Raw genomic sequence first — 19,156 nt, 5'->3', positions numbered from 1 at the left:
CAAACCGATCGCGAGGGTGCGCCGAATGAGTTGCACAGGGCAAAAGCCCAGGGCGCTCTCCGGTCAGACATGGCCGGCACGCAGCTTCCACACAGCAAAGGAATCGATCACCATGCGCAAGAGCCTGAAGACCTCCATCACCCTCGCCACGACCGGCGCCCTCGTCCTCGGTGGTGCCGCGTTCGGCATCTCCTCCGCCCAGGCCGCCACTCCCTCGATCCACACCGTGTCGTCGTCGGAGTCGAAGATCCCGGCACCGGTCGCGTCGGTCCCCGAGGTCCTGGGCGGGTCCACCGCCGTGAAGCTCGACTCCGGCTTCACCGACGCCCTCACCGCCCTGAAGCTCACCCCCGGCGTCTCGGGAGACGCGACCCTCGCCGACGGGTCCGTGTCGTTCCCGATCACCGCCGGATCGGTCACGTACTGGTCGCCGGACGGCAACTACCGCCCCTACGTGCAGGGCATGCTCAACCACGACGACTCCGGCCTCACGTTGAAGGCCGGCGACACCACCGTCACGCTCGAGAACTTCGTCGTGAACCCGGGCTCCTCCAAGCTCTACGGTGACGTCCTGGTCAACGGCAAGGTCGCCGCGTCCAACGCGTACCTGTTCGAGCTCTGGGGCGGTTCGCTCAAGCCCCTCCAGCTCGAGGGCGACAACGCCATCCTGACCGGCACCACCGTCCACGTCTCCGAAGACGCCGCCGGCCTGCTGAACAAGACCTTCGGCACCGACGCCGTCAAGCGCGGCCTCCTCGTCGGCACCGCCACCATCACCGCACAGATCAAGTAACACCCCGCACCACCACGCGAAGGGCCGCCCCGGACAACCGGGACGGCCCTTCGTCACGTTCAGCGACGGCGGCGCCACCACCGGCGAGGTCGGTCGTCAGACCCGGCCACCAGTGCAGCCGCAGCCGCTGCGGCCGCGGCGAGGCGGGCCTCCCGTCGCTCCCGCCACGCGGTCACCTCGTCGTCGACGTCCCGCAGCGGCGTCACGACCGGCGGCCCACCGAGCAGTTGGCGTCGGGCTTCCTTCACCCGGGCGTTGAAGTCCACGAGGACATCGCGCACGTCGGCCTCCGTGGACAGCGCGTCGAGGGCATCGTCGAGCTCCGCGTCCTCGGTGCGGAGCGCGAGTGCGGGCGGTGCGATGCCGCGGATGTCCTCGCGTTCGATCTTGGAGCGGATCCACCAGTCCGGGTCGTGCTGCCCGTCGTTCCCGGGCAGCGGCTTGCCGTGGTACGGGTTGCCCTCGAAGACGCCTCGGCGCTCGGCCTCCTCGATCTGTGCCCGCGCATGCGCTGCGACGTCGGCGGCCTTCAGCAGCCGGCGTTCCTCGCGCACCTCGTCCGGATCGAGCGACCCCCGCTCGATCTCGCTGTCGACCAGCTGCTGGTAGCGGTACCGGGCGGCCCTCCTGAGCCGGTCCATCCGCGCATCGACGTCGTTCATGACCCCTCCATGATCACGCCGAGTGGTCGTCCTCGCCAGTCAGCTCCTCGATCGTCAGCGCTGCCTGGATGAGCGCCAGGTGGGACAGTCCCTGCGGGATGTTCCCCATGAACGCTCCGTTCTCGCTGATCATCTCGCTGAACAGCCCGACGTCGTTCGCCTGGCCGACCATGTCGTCCATCAGCGTCCGCGCGTCGTCGATCCGGCCAGTGCAGGCCATCGCGGCCGCGAGCCAGAACGAACACGCGACGAACGGCGATTCCTCGTCCTCGATGCCGGAGTAGCGGTACACCAGCGGACCACGCTGCAGGTGCTCCTCGATCGCCCGGATGGTCGAGGCCATGCGCGGTCCGCGGTCGAAGGCACTCATCGCGTGCAGCAGGATCGACGTGTCGAGCGCGTCCGAGCCCGGGTACATCACGTAGTGGCCGCGTTCCTCGTCCCACCCGTGCTCGGCGACCCACTGCTCGATGAGTTCGCGGTTCTCGATCCACTTGTCGCGGGGGCCGTCGATCATGCCGGCGTCGTGGAGTTCCACGGCGGCGTCGAGTGCCTGCCAGCAGCCGATCTTGCTCGTGACGTAGTGCTGGGTGTCCTCGAGCTCCCACATGCCGGAGTCCGGTTCCTCCCAGCGGTGACAGGCGTCGTCGGCGAGCTGCTGCAGGACCGCGGCGGTCTTCCGGTCGAGGACGTTGCCGGCGGCCACGTACTGGCGCAGGATCTCGAAGACGTCGCCCCAGACCCCGAGCTGCAGCTGGTCGCCGGCCCGGTTGCCCACCGTGACCGGACCGATGCCGTTCCACCCGGGGACGTCGCGCTCCTCGACGTCGTCGCTCTTCGTGCCGTCGAGCTCGTAGAAGATCGGCATGTCCTCGTCGTGCTCGGCGATGGTGCGCATCACCCACGACACCGCCGCGTGGGTCTCCTCGCGCAGGCCGAACCGGGTCAGGGCGTGCACGGTGTACGACAGGTCGCGCACCCAGGCGAAGCGGTAGTCCCAGTTCTTGCCGCCCGTCTGGTCTTCGGGCAGGCTCGTGGTCGGTGCCGCCGCGATCGCGCCGGTCGGCGAGAAGATGAGCAGCTTCAGGGCGAGGGCGCTCCGCTGCACCGCTTCGGCCCAGGGGCCGTCGTAGGAGAACTCCTCGGACCAGGTCGCCCAGTTGGCGATCGTCCGGTCCATCGCGGCGAGCGCGCTCTCCGGCCGCGGCATGAAGATCGGCTCGTCGTGCGTGCCGACGATGGTCAGGATGTGCTTCGAGCCCTCGTCAGCGGTGAACCGGCCGGAGAAGCGCGGGCCGTCGTCGTGCGCCGGGTGGAACCCCTGCTCGACGATGGCGATCGTGATGCCGTCGATGCCGATGACGGCGCCGTTCGCGGTGTCGAGGCGCTTCGGCTCGGCGGTGCCCAGCAGGGTGCCGGGCACCACCGCCCACTCGAACTCCACGGAGCCGCTGACCCCCTGGACACAGCGCGCGACCTCGGCCCACGGCAGGCGTCCGGCGACGCCGGTGACCATAGCGTCCGTCACGGTGGCCTGCCCGGACGAGGTCGTCCACGTGGTGACGAGGACGTTGGTCCCCGGCAGGTACTCGCGGGAGACCTCGGCCGACCGGTCCACCGGGCGGAGCGCCACGTGGCCGCCGTGCTCGGCGTCGAGGATGCTCGCGAACACGGGCGGTGAGTCCATCGAGGGGATGGGCAGCCAGTCGATCTGCCCGTCGCGGGCGATGAGCGCGACGGTCCGGCCGTCCCCGATCGCTCCGTAGGTGCGGAGCGGGGCGTACCCGTCGGTGCGTGCGTGGGTGTCGACCGCGTCGAGGGTGTCTTCGGTGCGCTCCGTCATGCACCCAGCCTGCCCGCGCCCGAGGCGCGACCATCAGGCGGACGTACCCCGCTGTGGCTGTGCACGAGTCGCGACACGCCCGGGTGAGTTGCGCATCCCGGGCGTGTCGCACTACTGTCGCTCTCCTGCCCATCGGCAGGAACGCCCGCGGCACCAACGCCGTCGGCAGGACCGCCCGCCCCGGGCACACCGGAAGGACCGCGCATGCGCGCCGTGCAGCACAACGAGGAACGCGTCGAGCTCCAGCTCGCCGCGGCCGCCGTGCTGCCCGAGCAGCAGCGGTCCCTCCGCTATCCCGCGTAGGCACGCGACGTCCCACGACGCCCCGTGCCCACCCGGCCCGGGGCGTTCGTCATCACCGCTTCCTCCCGTCCGTCCGCCACGTCCGGCGACGACCAGGAGGCGCGGCGTGCGACCGTCTCGGACCGTCACCTCGACCGTCACGAAAGCGAGACGACACCGTGAAGAAGATCAACGACCGATTGCTCAGCTGGGCCTCGATGCTCGAGGACAACACCGAGCAACAGGCCCGCACGACCGCGCGCATGCCGTTCGTGTTCCCGCACCTGGCCCTCATGCCCGACGCCCACCTGGGCCTCGGGGCCACCGTCGGGTCGGTCATCCCGACCCTCGGCGCGGTCATGCCGGCAGCCGTCGGCGTGGACATCGGCTGCGGCATGATCGCGGTCCGCACGCAGTTCACCGCCACCGACCTGCCCGCCGACCTGCAGGGGCTGCGCGAGCAGATCGAGCGCGCGATCCCGCTGTCGGCGGGTGCATCGAACCGGAAGATCGTCGCGACCGCCGCACCCCGCGTCGCCGAGCTCGAGGTGATGGCGGAGACCGCCGGCTTCGACCCCACGCAGGTGCACGGTGGCTGGCGGAACCAGCTCGGCACGCTCGGCTCCGGGAACCACTTCATCGAGGTCTCCCTCGACGAGGAGGACCGGGTCTGGCTCTTCCTGCACTCCGGGTCGCGGGGCGTCGGGAACAAGATCGCGCAGCGCCACATCACGGTCGCCAAGCGGCTGATGGAGCGGTGGTGGATCCAGCTGGCGGACCCCGACCTGGCGTACCTGGTCGAGGGCACGCCGGAGTTCGACCGGTACATCGCCGAGCTGCGGTGGGCCCAGCACTTCGCGCTGCTCAACCGTGAGGAGATGATGGACCGCGTCGTGCGGCAGCTGTCCGAGGCCGTCGGCACCCCCGTCGACGAGCAGGAGCGGATCAACTGCCACCACAACTTCACGCAGCGTGAGACGCACTGGGGGAAGTCCGTGTGGGTGTCGCGGAAGGGTGCGATCCAGGCGAAGGCCGGTCAGCCCGGCCTGATCCCCGGGTCGATGGGCACCGCGTCGTACGTGGTCGAGGGGCTCGGCAACAAGCCCTCGCTCGAGTCGTCCCCGCACGGTGCGGGTCGGCTGTTCTCGCGGAGCGCGGCCCGGCGGACCTTCACCCACGAGCAGCTGCGCGAGGCGATGGTCGGCATCGAGTACCGCGACACCGACGCGTTCCTCGACGAGATCCCCGGCGCGTACAAGCCGATCGACCAGGTCATGGCGGACGCGTCGGAGCTCGTGTCGATCCGGCACACGCTGCGGCAGGTCGTCAACGTGAAGGGGGACTGAGACGCGGGCGCCCGTCGGACGGGAGGCGCGGGTGCGGCCCGCCCCGCGCCTCCCGTCCGGCACCGGGCCGGCCCCACTGCCCGGCGCGGCCCGGACAGACCGGCCCGCGTCGGGCACGCTTGACCGGATGAGCGACACAGCAGAGCACGCAGCACAGGAGACCGGACGACAGGTCCGACGAGCGGCGGACAGCCGCTGGTTCGAGCTGACCGCTCGCGCCGGATTCGTCGGCAGCGGCATCGTCCACCTGCTGATCGGTTACCTCGCGATCCTGCTGGGCATCGGCAACGCGTCCTCCGGCGGTGAGACCGACCAGTCCGGAGCACTGCAGCAGATCGCCGCGGTCCCCGGTGGGGTGTTCCTGCTCTGGCTGATCGCGATCGGCACGGCCGCACTCACCGTGCGTCTGGTCGTCGAGGCGATCGTCGGCGGTCGTTCGGACACCACCCGGGGCTGGCTCGCCCGGCTCAAGGACGTCGCGAAGGCCGTGGTCTACGGGATCATCGCGTACTCGTCGGCCTCGTACGCCCTCGGCGCCGGGTCGAGTTCCAGCAGCTCGTCGCAGAGCGCTGCGGCGAAGACCCTCGCGACGCCCGGCGGGGTGTTCGTGCTGCTCCTCGCCGGCGCGATCGCGGTCGCGGTCGGCATCGGGCTCGTCGTGATCGGCTGCCGCCGGTCGTTCCGCAAGCAGATCACGCGACCGTCTGGCCAGCTCGACCGCGTCGTCACCGTGCTCGGGGTCGTCGGGTACGTCGGCAAGGGCATCGCCGTGGTCATCGTCGGCGTGCTCATCGGCGTGGCCGGACTGCGGAGCGACCCCGACCAGGCGACGGGCCTCGACGCGGCGTTCGACGCGGTGCGCTCGATGCCCGGCGGCGTGTTCGTCCTGGTCGCGATCGGCATCGGGTTCCTCGCCTTCGGCGTCTACAGCTTCTTCCGCGCGCGGTACGCCCGCCTCTGACGTGCCGGGCGAGGTGGCCCCGGCTGAGGGAGCACGGAGCCGACGCCGGTAGACCGGTCCGATGAGCACCAGCGTGACGACCGGACCCGCGACCGTCTTCTCCGACGCCCGGGCGGTCCTCGCCGAGAGCATCGTGTGGGACCCGTCGGCGCAGCTGCTCCGGTGGACCGACATCACCCTCGGCACCCTCGTCACCGCGCGGGCCGACGGCACCGTCGTGTCGACCGTCCCGCTCCCGCCGCCGCTCGCGAGCTTCCAGCCGCGGGCGTCCGGTGGGTTCGTCGCGGCCCTCGGCGACACCGTCGTCGTGACCGACGAGCACGGGTCGATCGAGCGTGAACTCACCCGCGTCGAGCACGCCACCGCCGGTCTCCGCTTCAACGAGGGCAAGTGCGACCCGTTCGGCCGGTTCCTGGTCGGCAGCATGAACCTGACGACCGGGGAGCCCGACGGTGCGCTCTACTCGGTCGAGGCCGACGGCACGACGCGGCTGCTCCGTGGCGGCTTCGGCGTGACGAACGGCTTCGAGTGGTCGGACGACGGCACCGTGATGTACGTCACCGACACGAGTGCGTCGACGATCTACCGCGGTTCCTACGGTCCTGACGGCGAACTCGGCGAGCTCGAACCGTTCGTCGTCGGCAGCGCGCACGACGGTCTGGTCCGCGACGACGAGGGCTGCTCCTGGAGCGCGATCTACGGCGGCGGCCGGGTGGAGCGGTACGGCCCGGACGGGTCGCACCTCGAGACCGTGGAGCTGCCGACTCCGAACGTGACGTCGGTGGCCTTCGGCGGCCCGGACATGTCGACCCTGTTCGTCGCCTCGGCGCGGGAGAACCTCACCGAGGAGCAGCTCGAGCAGCACCCGTCCTCGGGGGCGATCCTCGCGGTGCCGACCCGGGTGCACGGGTTCCCCGCGAACACCTTCAGCGGCTGACCGGCCGGGAGCGCACGCAGCGTCGGGGTCCGCAGGTATCGTGGGCGCTCGCCCGACCGGAGGAGACCCACGTGGACGACGAGCGCACGGCAGCGACCCCGGACCCGGGAGGCGAACTCGCGAAGGCGGAGGACGCCGACGTCACCGTCGAGGTGGACCGGGTCGCGGTGGACGGTACCTACGTCCGCGTGAGTTCGATCGGGGAGCCGGGGGAGCGGGCGTTCCTGCTCGTCGCCGGCCTCGGCATCGCGGCCACCTACTACGAGCGACTCGCCCCGCACCTCAACGAGAACGGCCCGGTGCACGCACTCGACCTGCCCGGCTTCGCGGGCGTTCCGCGGTTCCGGGGGAAGGTGTCGATCGAGCGGTACGCCGACGCCGTCGAGAAGGTCATCGACGACCTCGGGCTGGTCGACCCGGTCCTGGTCGGCCACTCGATGGGCACCCAGGTCGTGACCGAGGTGGCGGCGCGTCACCCGGAGATCTCGGACCTCGTGCTCATCAGCCCCGTCGTCGACTCGCACGCGCGCACGGTCCGGCAGTCCGCGTTCCGGTTCCTGCGGTCGACGCTGCACGAGCCGTCGGCGGTCCGGTGGCACGGCATCACCGCGTACGCGCTGTGCGGGTGGCACTGGTTCTCGAAGGTGCTGCCCCGGATGATCGCGTTCCCGATCGAGGAACGCGCGGCCCACGTGCAGGCACGCACGCTCATCGTCCGTGGCGAGCACGACGCGATGGTCCCGCGGGACTGGATCCGGCGGCTCGCGCGGGTGTTCCCCTACGCCGTGCTGCGCGAGGTCGTCGACGGCGCCCACTCGGTGATGCACGCCCAGGCCGACGCGGTCGCCCGGCTGGCGGTCGCGCACGTCGACCACCGCCTGCCGGATCGCGGGGTCGGTTCGCTGCAGCGCGTGCGCGACGACTCGACGGCGTCCGACCTGTCACGGCTGAGCCCGAGCGAGGCGTGGATGCTCGTCAAGTCGCGCTTCGTCGAGCTGGTCGGCATGGCGAAGAACGACGACGAGACGCTCGAGGCGGCCAAGTCAGCCCACGCGGTCGCCATGGCCGACGGCGACGACCTGCCGGTCGACCCCGCCGACCGCAAGGCGGTCGTCGACGCGGTCGCGCCGGAAGCCGACACGACCAGCTGACGCCGGGCACTGCACGGGGCGCACGGGAGGCCCGGTGCCGGTTCCGCGAACCGGCACCGGGCCTCCCGTCGGTCGCGTCCACGGCGACCAGCGCGCCGGTCAGGCCGTGATGCGGCCCGGCAGCATGTCGGGCGTCAGCGCGTGGGCCTCGGCGAGGACCTTGCGGGCCTCGTCGGTCTTGTCCCACACGTTCCACAGCAGCACGCCGCGGACCAGGTCGTCGTCATCCAGGTAGTAGACGACGCCGGTGACCGTGGGGTCCTGCCAGTCCTCGACGGTGCGGAGCTTGGTGGAGACCTGCCCCACCGCCTCGTACCCCATGTCGAAGACGTCGGAGTAGAACATCGGCGTGTGGTCGTAGGTCTCGTCGGCGTCCGCGAGGTTCCGGCCGGCTTGCCGACCCTGCTGCTGCGCGTTGTCGACGTGCTCGACCCGTCGGGTCCCGAGGATCCGGTCCGGGTACTCGGCGACGTCACCGGCCGCGAAGACCGAGTCGTCGTCGGTCAGCAGCGTCGACGAGACGACGATGCCGTCGCGCACGGTCAGGCCGGCGTCGGCGGCGAGCTGCGTGGCGGGCTCGATGCCGAGGCCGGCGACGACCGCATCCGCCTCGAGGACGGAACCGTCGTCGAGGGTGAGACGCACACCGTCCGGCGTCTGGGTGCCGGACTCGACCCGGCGGCCGAGTCGCAGGTCGACGCCGGCGTCGACGAAGCGCTGCTGGAAGGCGCGCGCGAGGTCGTCCGGGAACATCCGTCCGCCCACGACCTCGTCCGGGTCGACCAGGGTGACGCGGGCGCCGTTCTGCACGACCCCGGCGGTGATCTCCTGGCCGATGTAGCCGCCGCCCACCACGACCACGTGCGCCCCGGCGTCGGCGAGCTCGCGGAGCTTCCGGTAGTCGTCGGCGCTGCGGTAGTCGAGCACACGGTCCGAGGGTGCAAGACCGGGCAGCCCACGGGGCTTGCCGCCCGTGGCGATGAGCAGACGCTCGTACCCGTGGGTCTGACCGTCGGCCGTGGTCACGGTCTTCGCGGCACGGTCGATCCCCGTCACCGCGGTGCCGAGGACGAAGGACGCCCCCGTCTCCTCGGTGTGCAGGTCGACCTTCTCGTCCCAGCTGAAGTCCGGATCGGTCCACAGCTTCTTCGACAGGGCCGGGCGGGCGTAGGGCCGGTCGACGTCCTCGCTGAGGATGCCGATCGTGCCGTCGGCGTCGAGCTCGCGGACACCGCGGGCGGCGGCGTCGGCGACCATCCCGCCGCCGATGATGAGGTATCGGTAGTCGGTCACGGTGCCTCCCGGGTCAGATCGTGGCGACCGAGCCGGAGTCGACCCGGTAGTTGGAGCCGTTCACGAAGCTCGCGAGGTCGGAACAGAGGAACGCGATGACGTTCGCGACCTCTTCCGGCTCGCCGCGGCGCTTCAGCTCCATGTAGGGGCGCTCCTCGTCGAGGAAGCTGGTGATCGCGTCGTCGAAGCTCTGGTTCGTCTCCTTGGCTCGCTTGTTCATCATCGCGTCCGTCATGGGCGTGTGGATGAACGCGGGGCTGACGGTGTTCACGAGCACGCCCTCCCGCGCGTAGGTGCGCGACAGGCCCTTCGCGAACGACAGGACCCCGGCCTTCGCGGCGCAGTAGGGAAGTTCGTCGTCGTAGGGCTGCGAGGCGTCCTCGGACACCAGGTACACGATCCGGCCCCAACCGCCCTGCCGCAGGTCGCCGATGAACTCGCGCGTGATGCGGACGGGGCCCATCAGGTCGACGTCGATGGTGTCGGCCCAGCCCTGCTCGTCGATCTCGTGGAACAGCCCCTGGGCGCCGGTGACGCCCGAGGACTGCACGAGGATGTCGATCGCGCCCACGGCATCCCGCACCTTGCCGTGGAGGTCCGCCAGGCTCGCAGCGCTCGTGACGTCGGCCGCGAACGCGTGCAGTTTGCCGAGCGGCGCTTCGAGCTGGTCGGCGCTGTTGTCGAGCTGCGCCTGGTCGATGTCGCTCACGACCACGGTCGCACCCTCCGCCAGGAGGATGCGAGCCGTGTTCCAGCCGATGCCGGAGTCGGCACCGAAGACGAGCGCGGTCTTGCCCTGGATGCCGAGGTCCACTCGGTCCCCTAGGCGTGCGCCGAGGCGTCGGCGACGGCAGGCGTCGTGGCGGAGGCCAGCGGCGTGCTCGGCGCGCGGTTCTCGGCGGAGACCATCCACGCGAGCTGCTCGAGGCGCTCGATGAAGCCGTGGAGCAGGTCCGCGGTCGTCGGATCCTCCTCGTCGACCTCGTCGTGGACGTCGCGCATGGTGCCGGTCGCCTGGTAGAGGCGGAGCGTCACCTGGTCGATGGCGTCGTGGGTCGTGATCTCGCCGTCGGGGAACTGGTCGAGGTGGCTCGACGCCGCGACCGTGCTCGAGCGTCCGTCCGGCACGGCATACAGGGCGCGCATGCGCTCGGCGGTGTCGTCGGCGAACTCGCGTGCGGCGTCGACGATCTCGTCGAGCTGCAGGTGCAGGTCGCGGAAGTTCGTGCCGAGGATGTTCCAGTGGGCCTGCTTGCCCTGGAGGTGCAGGTCGATGAGGTCCACGAGGACCGCCTGGAGGTTCTTGGCCATCTTGTCCGAAGCGTGCATGGTGGTGGCTCCTTTCGCGTCGGTGACCACTCCGGTCTACGCCCCGCGGCCGAGTCCACTCTCAGTGCGCACGGAACCGCGCTGTCCCCCGGGGGTGCGGCTCAGTGCGCTGCGGCCGGGTCGACCTGGTCGACGGCGCCGCGCATCTGCTCGAGGAACGACGCGACGATGCGGGCCTCGGACGCTGGGAGCCCCTCGGCGATGGACATCATCCGGCGGTGCATGATGCCGAGGGTCGCGCGGACCTCGTCGTCGGTCTCGGTCGTCGGGGTGATCACGAGTGCACGACGGTCGGTGGGGTGCGGATCGCGGCGCACGTGGTTCGACTTCACCAGCCGGTCGATCAGGATCGTGGTCGAGGCCGACGAGATCTTGAGGTAGGCGGCGAGGTCCTTCGGGCTCACGCTGCGGCCCGAGCGCTGCGACTGCAGCAGGAAGCGCACGGCGAGCAGGTCGGTCTCGCCCATGCCCATGGAGTCGCGGGTGCGTCGGCGCATCGCGGTCTCGGCGGCCCGGTAGCGGCGCAGCGCGTTGAGCACGGCGACCCCGCGCTGGGTCGCGTCGTCGTCGGGGAACCAGTACCCGGACGGCTCGGTGATCTCCTGCGTTGCCATTGGCACAGGCTAGTCCGTCTCGTATGGAGGCTGTCTAGCGACTTGCTGTGGGTGCGGTCGACCGCACGGCCGACCGCACCCTGGTCGACTACGCGGCGGCCTGCTCCGTCGACGCGTCGGCGAGCGCGGTCAGTGCGCCCTGGACGAGCGTGGTGACCTCGGCGTCCTCGCGCGGGTGGGTCTCCGCGAAGCGGACGACCGACTGCGGGATCGCGACCTTGACGTCCTCCAGGACCTTCGCACCGGCGATGCCGGCGACCTTGCGGGCGTCGTCGTGGGCCCACACGCCGCCGTACTGGCCGAACGCCGAACCGATGGCGGCGAGCGGCTTGCCGGACAGCGGCGAGGCGCCGAACGGACGCGATGCCCAGTCGAGGGCGTTCTTCAGCACGGCCGGGATCGTGCCGTTGTACTCGGGGGTGACGAGCAGGACGGCGTCCGCGGCGGCGATCGCGTCACGGAAGGCGACGGCCGCGGCGGGCGGGGTGTCGCCGTCGATGTCCTCGTTGTAGAACGGCAGGTCGACGATGCCGTCGAACGTGGTGACCTCGATGCCCTCCGGCGCGTGGTGGGCCGCGGCCTCGGCGAGCTTGCGGTTGATGGAGTCGGCGCGCAGGCTGCCGACGAGTGCGAGGACGTTCGTCATGGTGATCCTTCTCGTTCTGGACGTTGTACTGGGGCGGAAAGGTGTCAGCGACAACCAATGCTGTCACGTCGTCAGCCATTCCCGATCCGTGCCCGGTGTCCGCTCCGCTGGGTACGGTGGCGACGTGAGCACGCTTCGGACGCCGGCCAGCACGCCCCGCACGACGAACCCGGACTGGTGGCGCGACGCCGTCGTCTACCAGGTCTACCCACGCAGCTTCGCGGACTCGAACGCCGACGGCCTGGGTGACGTCGCGGGCATCACGAGCCGTGTGCCGTACCTGGCGTCCCTCGGCGTCGATGCCCTCTGGCTCTCCCCGTTCTTCCCGTCGCCCCTCGCCGACGGCGGGTACGACGTGGCCGACTACCGGGCGGTCGATCCACGACTCGGTTCGCTCGACGACCTGGACGCTCTGCTCCGGTCAGCGCACGAGCACGACCTCCGGGTGATCGTGGACATCGTGCCGAACCACACCTCGGACGAGCACGAGTGGTTCCGGGCGGCACTCGCCTCCGCGCCGGGGTCGGCGGAACGGGCGCGGTACGTGTTCCGCGACGGGAGCGGTCCCTCCGGAGCGCTGCCGCCGAGCGACTGGGTGTCGAACTTCGGCGGGAGCGCCTGGACGAGGGTCCCCGACGGCCAGTGGTACCTGCACCTCTTCGCGCCCGAGCAGCCCGACCTGGACTGGTCGAACCCCGAGGTCCGCGCCGACTTCGAGGACACGCTGCGCTTCTGGTCGGACCGCGGGGTCGACGGGTTCCGGGTCGACGTCGCACACGGCCTGGCGAAGGACCTGTCGACGCCGTACCGCGCATCGAACGAGCACGCGCTGCCGCTCGACGGTTCCGACCCGCTGTACGACCGCGACGAGGTGCATGAGATCTTCGCGTCCTGGCGCACCGTGCTCGACGAGTACGACCCGCCCCGGGCCGCGGTCGCCGAGGCCTGGGCGCCCGCACCGCGACGCGTCCTGTACGCCCGTCCCACCGAACTCGGACAGGCGTTCAACTTCGACCTGCTCGAGGCGCCGTTCGAGGCACCCGCCTTCCGGAGCATCATCGAGCGGAACCTGGCGGCGTCCGAGCAGTCCGGCGCCTCGAGCACCTGGGTGCTGTCGAACCACGACGTCGTGCGGCACGCCAGCCGCTACGGCCTGCCGGACGGCACCGACACCGATGCGTGGCTGCTGACGGACGGGACCACGCCGGAGCTCGACCGGGAGCGGGGACTGCGCCGAGCCCGCGCCGCGACCCTGCTGATGCTCGCCCTCCCCGGGTCGTCGTACGTCTTCCAGGGTGAGGAGCTCGGCCTGCACGAAGCCGCCGCCATCCCGCGTGACCGACTGCAGGACCCGAAGTGGCTGCGCTCCGGACACACCGTGAAGGGCCGGGACGGGTGCCGTGTGCCGATCCCGTGGACGACCTCCGGGCCGTCGTTCGGCTTCGGCGACGTCGCGCCGCTGCTGCCGCAGCCCGCCGACTTCGGAGCGTCGTCGGTCGAGGCGGAGGACGGCGACCCATCGTCGACCCTCACCCTGTACCGCGCAGCGCTCGCGGCCCGGCGACGGTTGCAGCGGGGCGAGGAGCTCACCTGGCTGGAGTCCGGCGACGGCGTCGTGGCCTTCGCCCGGCACGACGGGTGGCGGTCGGTCACGAACCTCGGGTCGACACCGGTGCCGATGCCGTCGGGGGAGGTCGTGGTCGCGTCCGGTCCGCTCGGTGACGCGGCCGGTGTCCTGCCGAGCGTCCTGCCGGGCGAGACGACGGTGTGGCTGGCCTGAGCAGTCCGGCTCCGGTGGTCCTTCCTCCACAGCCAGGAGGCCCGGTGCGGCGTTCCACAGATCGGCTCCGGCCCGCCGTCCGGTGACGTCCGGATCGCGACGATCGGGGCATGACAGAACCCACTGCTCCAGCACCCGTCCCACGTCCGACCCGGCCGCGGGTGGCCCGTCGCCTCGCAGCGGCGTGCACCGCACTGACCGCGCTCGCCGTCCTCGCGGCCCCGACGATCCTGCCAGCGGGGTCGAGCGCGGCGGCACTCGACTTCCCGTACGTCAACCAGTTCTCCAGCGCGTCCGGCGGAGCCCTGCACGGTGACGCCACCGTCGCCGGCGGACGGCTGCGCCTGACCGAGGACGTCCGCAACCAGGCCGGCGCCTGGTCGACGAACGACACCTTCCCCTCCGACACCGGACTCGAGATCGAGTTCACCTACGCGATGCACACCGCGAAGGACGACCCCGGGGCCGACGGCCTGCTCCTGTACCTCGCCGACGGCGCGGCTGCGCAGGGCGTGGGGTCGTTCGGCGCCGGGCTCGGGTACGCCTGCCGCAAGGAGTCCACCGAGGGCGGTGGGCGACTGTGCGACCTGCCCGGTGTCCCCGGTGGGTTCGCCGGGATCGCGATCGACCACTACGGCAACTTCTCGTCGCGCATCAACGCGTCCGGGCCGGGAGCCCAGCCGGACCACGTCGTCGTGCGCGGGTCCGGTAACGGGATCGAGGGCTACCGGTACGTCGCCGGGGCTCCCGCACCCGGCGGCACGGTGACGAACGGATCGACGCCGCGGAAGGTCCGCATCACGCTGTTGCCGGGCGATGCCGGCGAACTCTCGATGACCGTCCGGCTGCAGGTGGGCTCGACGATGCGCACCGTGCTCGACTCCGTCCCCCTGCACGGGGACGACCAGACGCCGCTGCCGAGCACCCTCCGCCTCGGGTTCGCCGGCGCGACGGGCAGTCACGTGGACAACCACGAGGTCGACGCCCTCAGGGTGTGGAAGCCCGCCGACCTGTCCGTCGAGCACGACCTGCCCGCCACGGCGGTCGCCGGGGCACCCGTCCGCTACACCGTCACGGCGCGGAACCCCGGTCCGAACGCCGCCGACCCCAGCCCACTGCAGGTGGACGTCCCCGACGGCATCCAGGACGCCACGTGGACCTGCGAACCGACGTCGGGCTCCGGTTGCGCTGCCGCATCCGGGCAGGGTGACGTGGCGACCGACCTGGACCTGCCCCGTGGCGGGTCCGCGGTGGTGACGATCGAGGGACGGATCGCCGACGGGGTCGAGGGGCCGCTCGAGAGCGTCGCGACCATCGCGCCACCGACGTCGCTGTCCGACACGGACGAGTCCGACAACACCTCGCGAGCGAGCACCACGGTCGCCGCGGCCGCCCACGTCGAGACGGACAAGACGGTGTCGCCGGCCACCGTCGTGCCCGGTGACGAGGTCGAGTACACCGTGACCGCACGGAACCGTGGCCCCTCGGTCGCCCAGCAGGTCGGAGCGGTGGACGACCTGCCCGCGGCGATGCGGTTCGTCGGGTCCGACGACGGCTGCACCGCCGAGGGGCAGCGGGTGACCTGCCGGTCCGAGGTCGCACTCGCGGTGGGGGAGACCCACGACTTCCGGCTCCGTGCCGTGCTCGATCCGGACTACCAGGGGGACGGGTCCGACGTGGTGAACGTGGCCACGGCGACCTCCCCGACGGACCCGGACGGCGGCGACCCGTCGACGGAGGTCGCGATCGTCGTGGAGCAGGAGGACGAGGGCCCGGTACCGAGCCCGTCCCCGTCTCCGGCTCCCGGTCCGGACGACGTCGAGGCGTCGGTGCCGGATGCGCCCGACGATGACGCCGGTGACGACGGCGACCGGGACGCCCGCGGACCCGCTCCTGACGCCGGGCCGCAGGCCGTGCAGGGTGCCCTCGCCTACACCGGCGTCGAGGACCTCGGGCTGCTCGCCGCGCTCGCCGGGGTGGTCGTCGCGGCCGGGTCGACCTGCTGGTGGCTCGCTCGTCGGCGCGCACGGCGGTCGGCGGTGTCGGACGACCAGCGGCGGGCCTGACCCGGCGGTGGGGTGGCGTCGCTCGGCCGGCGCCGCCCCGACCGGGCATTCGAGCATCCTCAGTGCTGCCGGACCCACGGCGGTCGGTCGGCTCTCACCGCGGAGGTAGGATCGACCTCACGATCCGCATGCCTGAAAGAGGTCCCGTGTCCGACACCGTGGACGACGCCACCACCGTGAACGAGGCGACCCAACGCGCGCGGTACTGGCCGATCCCGATCCTCCGGGCCGTCCCCGCCGCGGTCGTCGCGCTCGTCATCACCTTCTCGACGAACCACGCCGCCGGCTACGGCCTCCTGCTGTTCGCCGGCTTCGCGCTGGTCGAGGGTCTCGTGCTCCTGTGGGCCGGCGTCGCGCGTCTCCCGCTCGACGGACGGTCACGCCGCACGACGCTGCTGCAGGCGGTCATCACCCTGCTCGCCGCGGTGGCGGGCTTCGCCGGCAACGGCCTCGGACTGCCGGCGTTCATCTCGATCATCGTCGCCTTCGCGGTGCTGACCGGGGCGCTCGAGCTGGCACAGGGGCTGCGTGCCCGTCGACGTTCCCCCTTCGCGCGCGACTGGACCACGATCGGTGCGCTCACCCTGCTGCTCGCCGTCGCGTTCCTCGTCACCCCGCCGGACTACTCGCAGCAGCTCGGTGGCGTGGAACGGGTCACCGGCACCCTCGACGCCTCGATCGTCCTGGTCGGCCTGCTCGGCGCCTACCTCGCCATCACGGCGGTCTTCCACGTGATCGCCGGCCTCTCGCACAAGTGGGGCACGGCCACGCCGGCCGTCGCCCCGGACGGAGCACCACACGCATGACCACCCCCAGCCGTCGTGACCGTCTGCGCCCGGTCGAGCTCCTCGGGATCTCCGCGATCATCGCGGTGTTCACCGGGCTCGTCGTGCTGTTCTCGACGCGGGAACTGCAGCTGGCCGTGATCTTCCTCGGCGTCGCGTTCATCGTGGTGGTCGTCGTGCTCGCGATGCTCCAGCTCGCTTCGACGAGCGACCAGGACGACAACGACATGCTCGGCGGGCACAAGGCGCCCGGCGAGGGCGAGGGCGACGACTTCCACTGATCCACGGCGGGCGCCGTCACGCGGATCGCTGTCCGGACACGCCCGAGATCCCGTTTCCGCCACGGTCCTGTCAGGATCGCGCGTCCCGCCGACACCTCTGAGTGAAGGAGGTGGGATGTGGACGTGACGACCGGCACCGACACGGACGAAGGACTCGTCCGTGCGATCGCGCAGGGGGACACCGGTGCGCTCGCACGGGTGTTCGACCGCTACGCGGCCACGCTCACCCGGTACGCCTGGGCACTCGTCGACGACCGGTCGGACGTCGAGGAGATCGTGCAGGACTCGTTCCTGACCCTCTGGCAGCGCGCGGCGACGCTCGAACTCCCCGCGGACACCGTGCTGCCGTGGCTGCTCGTCGTCTGCCGCAACCACGCGTTCAACACCGGCCGCAAGCAGGCCCGGCGGCGGGCGGACGAGCTGCCCGAGCACCTCGCCGCACCGACCGACCAGGACGAAGCGCGGGAGCTCCTGCGGTGGGTGCGTGACGAGATCGCCGCGCTCCCCGAGACCGACCGTCGTATCTGCGAGCTCTGCCTGCTCGAGGGCTACTCCTACGCCGAGGCCGGCGAGATGCTCGGCCTCAGCGTCGGGGCGGTCACGCAGCGGGTCTCCCGCAGCCGGCGCCGACTCAAGAAGGTGGTGACGCACGATGAACACTGAACCTCCCGAGGGAGACGACCTGCAGCGCATGCTCGTCTCGATGAAGCAGAACGTTCTCGAGCGCGCCACCCCGCGGGCGAGGCGGGGTCGTGGCCGATCCGGCATCGTCATCGGTGTCGTCGCGCTCCTGGCCGTGGGCACCGCGACCGGAGCCGTCGCCCTGACGCTCTCGCAGCAGGACACTCCGGTCGCTGCGCCCACCCGGACGCAGGCGCCCGAGCCGTCACCCACCGCGACGACCCCGTCCTCCGCGCCGATCACCGGCGCACCGACCCCGACGTCCACCCCGAGCGCCCCGGTGGCCGTGGCGACGATCCCGACGGACTGTCGCGCGCTCGTCTCGGCAGAGGACTACAGCCGGTTCTTCGGCGACGCTCCGTTGACGCAGGCCGACCCGCCGTCGGGAACCGATCGGGTCCCCGACGGCCAGGACCCGGCAGGCGTCGAGTCGAAGGTCTCCTGCACGTGGCGTGATCCGCGCGCGGACGTCTCGGGGATCGAGGTCCGGGCCGGGACCGCCACCGAGGCCACCATCCAGCAGGAGATCGACGAGTTCCCGGCGCACGACGGCGGGGGGACGTGCACCGAACGCGACGGCGGGACGTTCTGCCAGTCCCGCGGGATCGTGGAGCCCTACGGCGCGGAGAAGGCGTACACGTACTTCGCCCGAGGTGACACCTGGATCACCATCGAGCAGACCAACGTCCCGACCGACGGGCTCCTGCCCGCGCTCATCGCGACGATCTGGGGGGACTGACGGCCTGGAGGGACGCGGCGGACCCGCGCCGTGCCTCCAGTCCGTCGGTGGGTCTCACCCGCCGGCGCCGCGTCACACGACGCGCGCAGCGACGAGGTCGCGCGCCAGCGTGCGCACCGCGCGGTTCGGCTCCGGACTCGTGCGGATCGCCAGGCCGATTCGGAGCGGTTCGACCGTGTCCTCGAGTTCCAGGACCGCTCCGTCGTGCCGCACCCCGGAGTCCGGCACGACCCCGACGCCCAGCCCCGCCGAGGCGAACCGGATCACCGCGGGCATGTCGTTCATCTCGGCGACGATCCGCCGACGGATCCCGAGTCGTTCGAGTGCGCCGTCCAGGATGATCCGGTTACCGAACCCGTGTGCGGTGTCGACGAAGGGTTCGTCCGCGAGTTCGGCGAGTGACACCGAGTGCCGCCCGGCCAGCGGGTGGTCCGACGCCGTGAAGACCCGGAACGGCATCTCACGCAGCGGTTCGACCACCACCCCGGCGGGCACCGTCGGCAGGCCCGTGTACGCGAGGTCGAGCCGCCCGGCGACGAGGTCCTGCACGAGCCCGGTCGTCCCGGACGGCGAGGTCATGAGCTCCACGGTGACGAGCGGGTGCCGCCGCCGGAACCGCTGCAGCACGCCGGTCAGGTCGACGATGTCCATGCTCGTGAAGATGCCCAGTCGCACCCGTCCGCGCAGGTCGGCGTCATCCACGGTCGCCAGGTCACGCATCCGGTCGAGCGACTCCAGCACGGCGCGGGCGTGGGGGAGCAGGTCCTCGCCGGCGGTCGTCAGCACGAGGTGCCGCCCGGTGCGGTCGAACAGCCGGACGCCGAACGTCCGCTCGAGCGACGCGATCCCCGCCGACACCGTGGACTGCGCCGCCCAGAGCCGCTCGGCCGCACGGGTCACACTGCCCTCGGCGGCGACGGTCACGAACTGTTCGAGCAGGCGGGTCTCCATGCACTCATCATCGATC

General features: G+C 71.5%; 19 protein-coding genes. 11 read left to right on the top strand and 8 right to left on the bottom strand.

Annotated features, from left to right (window positions below; translation table 11 throughout):
- Nucleotides 1–112 precede the first annotated feature (112 nt).
- The gene (locus EDF63_RS01935) at nucleotides 113–793 is read left to right on the top strand and encodes a hypothetical protein (RefSeq protein WP_123310723.1); all 681 of its coding nucleotides are present in this window, start codon (nucleotides 113–115) and stop codon (nucleotides 791–793) included.
- 59 nt (nucleotides 794–852) lie between these two features.
- On the opposite strand, the gene EDF63_RS01930 is transcribed toward EDF63_RS01935, so the two are convergent.
- Nucleotides 853–1,455: a DUF1992 domain-containing protein gene (locus tag EDF63_RS01930; RefSeq protein ID WP_123310722.1), complete on the bottom strand. Its 603-nt coding sequence runs from the start codon at nucleotides 1,453–1,455 to the stop codon at nucleotides 853–855.
- 13 nt (nucleotides 1,456–1,468) lie between these two features.
- Complete coding sequence (locus tag EDF63_RS01925; RefSeq protein ID WP_123310720.1) at nucleotides 1,469–3,298, bottom strand: glycoside hydrolase family 15 protein; 1,830 nt, start codon at nucleotides 3,296–3,298, stop codon at nucleotides 1,469–1,471.
- A gap of 461 nt (nucleotides 3,299–3,759) precedes the next feature.
- Between EDF63_RS01925 and EDF63_RS01920 the strand changes: the two genes are divergently transcribed.
- The 4 genes from EDF63_RS01920 to EDF63_RS01905 all read left to right on the top strand — a co-directional run bounded on the left by EDF63_RS01920 (nucleotide 3,760) and on the right by EDF63_RS01905 (nucleotide 7,975).
- Entirely contained in the window at nucleotides 3,760–4,926 is a 1,167-nt protein-coding gene (locus tag EDF63_RS01920; RefSeq protein WP_123310718.1) for an RtcB family protein, read from the top strand.
- Between the two features lie 127 nt (nucleotides 4,927–5,053).
- Complete coding sequence (locus EDF63_RS01915) at nucleotides 5,054–5,887, top strand: DUF1206 domain-containing protein (protein WP_123310716.1); 834 nt, start codon at nucleotides 5,054–5,056, stop codon at nucleotides 5,885–5,887.
- Between the two features lie 61 nt (nucleotides 5,888–5,948).
- Nucleotides 5,949–6,824: an SMP-30/gluconolactonase/LRE family protein gene (locus EDF63_RS01910; protein WP_123310714.1), complete on the top strand. Its 876-nt coding sequence runs from the start codon at nucleotides 5,949–5,951 to the stop codon at nucleotides 6,822–6,824.
- A gap of 71 nt (nucleotides 6,825–6,895) precedes the next feature.
- Nucleotides 6,896–7,975 carry an alpha/beta fold hydrolase gene (locus tag EDF63_RS01905; RefSeq protein ID WP_185021245.1) on the top strand — a complete coding sequence of 360 codons (1,080 nt, stop codon included), beginning with the start codon at nucleotides 6,896–6,898 and terminating at the stop codon, nucleotides 7,973–7,975.
- Nucleotides 7,976–8,074: 99 nt separating this feature from the next.
- On the opposite strand, the gene EDF63_RS01900 is transcribed toward EDF63_RS01905, so the two are convergent.
- The 5 genes from EDF63_RS01900 to EDF63_RS01880 form a co-directional block, all read right to left on the bottom strand.
- Nucleotides 8,075–9,268, bottom strand: a complete 1,194-nt coding sequence (locus EDF63_RS01900; protein WP_123310710.1) for an NAD(P)/FAD-dependent oxidoreductase — start codon at nucleotides 9,266–9,268, stop codon at nucleotides 8,075–8,077.
- A gap of 13 nt (nucleotides 9,269–9,281) precedes the next feature.
- A complete protein-coding gene (locus EDF63_RS01895) occupies nucleotides 9,282–10,082 on the bottom strand; it encodes an SDR family NAD(P)-dependent oxidoreductase (protein WP_123310708.1) in 801 nt (266 codons plus the stop codon).
- Nucleotides 10,083–10,090: 8 nt separating this feature from the next.
- Nucleotides 10,091–10,597 (bottom strand): Dps family protein, encoded by a 507-nt coding sequence (locus EDF63_RS01890; RefSeq protein WP_111086918.1) that lies wholly within the window; start codon nucleotides 10,595–10,597, stop codon nucleotides 10,091–10,093.
- A 101-nt stretch (nucleotides 10,598–10,698) separates the two neighbouring features.
- Nucleotides 10,699–11,211, bottom strand: coding sequence for a MarR family winged helix-turn-helix transcriptional regulator (locus EDF63_RS01885; protein ID WP_123310706.1), 513 nt, complete (start codon nucleotides 11,209–11,211; stop codon nucleotides 10,699–10,701).
- An 88-nt stretch (nucleotides 11,212–11,299) separates the two neighbouring features.
- A complete protein-coding gene (locus tag EDF63_RS01880; RefSeq protein WP_123310704.1) occupies nucleotides 11,300–11,857 on the bottom strand; it encodes an NADPH-dependent FMN reductase in 558 nt (185 codons plus the stop codon).
- A gap of 124 nt (nucleotides 11,858–11,981) precedes the next feature.
- On the opposite strand from EDF63_RS01880, the gene EDF63_RS01875 reads away from it, so the two are divergent.
- From EDF63_RS01875 to EDF63_RS18555, 6 genes are all read left to right on the top strand, one after another.
- On the top strand, nucleotides 11,982–13,637 hold the full coding sequence (locus EDF63_RS01875) for a glycoside hydrolase family 13 protein (protein WP_260232940.1): 1,656 nt from the start codon (nucleotides 11,982–11,984) through the stop codon (nucleotides 13,635–13,637).
- A gap of 110 nt (nucleotides 13,638–13,747) precedes the next feature.
- Nucleotides 13,748–15,703, top strand: coding sequence for a lectin-like domain-containing protein (locus tag EDF63_RS01870; protein WP_123310700.1), 1,956 nt, complete (start codon nucleotides 13,748–13,750; stop codon nucleotides 15,701–15,703).
- A 146-nt stretch (nucleotides 15,704–15,849) separates the two neighbouring features.
- Nucleotides 15,850–16,509, top strand: a complete 660-nt coding sequence (locus tag EDF63_RS01865; RefSeq protein ID WP_123310698.1) for a DUF308 domain-containing protein — start codon at nucleotides 15,850–15,852, stop codon at nucleotides 16,507–16,509.
- Entirely contained in the window at nucleotides 16,506–16,769 is a 264-nt protein-coding gene (locus tag EDF63_RS01860) for a hypothetical protein (RefSeq protein WP_123310696.1), read from the top strand. Before EDF63_RS01865 ends, EDF63_RS01860 begins: the two co-directional genes overlap by 4 nt.
- 123 nt (nucleotides 16,770–16,892) lie before the next feature.
- Nucleotides 16,893–17,432: an RNA polymerase sigma factor gene (locus EDF63_RS01855; RefSeq protein ID WP_123312166.1), complete on the top strand. Its 540-nt coding sequence runs from the start codon at nucleotides 16,893–16,895 to the stop codon at nucleotides 17,430–17,432.
- Nucleotides 17,422–18,189 (top strand): hypothetical protein, encoded by a 768-nt coding sequence (locus EDF63_RS18555; RefSeq protein ID WP_185021244.1) that lies wholly within the window; start codon nucleotides 17,422–17,424, stop codon nucleotides 18,187–18,189. Before EDF63_RS01855 ends, EDF63_RS18555 begins: the two co-directional genes overlap by 11 nt.
- Nucleotides 18,190–18,261: 72 nt before the next feature.
- Here EDF63_RS18555 and EDF63_RS01845 read toward each other — a convergent pair whose 3' ends face one another.
- Complete coding sequence (locus EDF63_RS01845; protein WP_185021243.1) at nucleotides 18,262–19,140, bottom strand: LysR family transcriptional regulator; 879 nt, start codon at nucleotides 19,138–19,140, stop codon at nucleotides 18,262–18,264.
- Nucleotides 19,141–19,156: the final 16 nt, after the last annotated feature.

Origin of the sequence: Curtobacterium sp. JUb34 (genome assembly GCF_003755065.1) — a bacterium.
GTDB lineage: Bacteria > Actinomycetota > Actinomycetes > Actinomycetales > Microbacteriaceae > Curtobacterium.
This window is presented reverse-complemented; position numbering and strand designations above follow the sequence as displayed.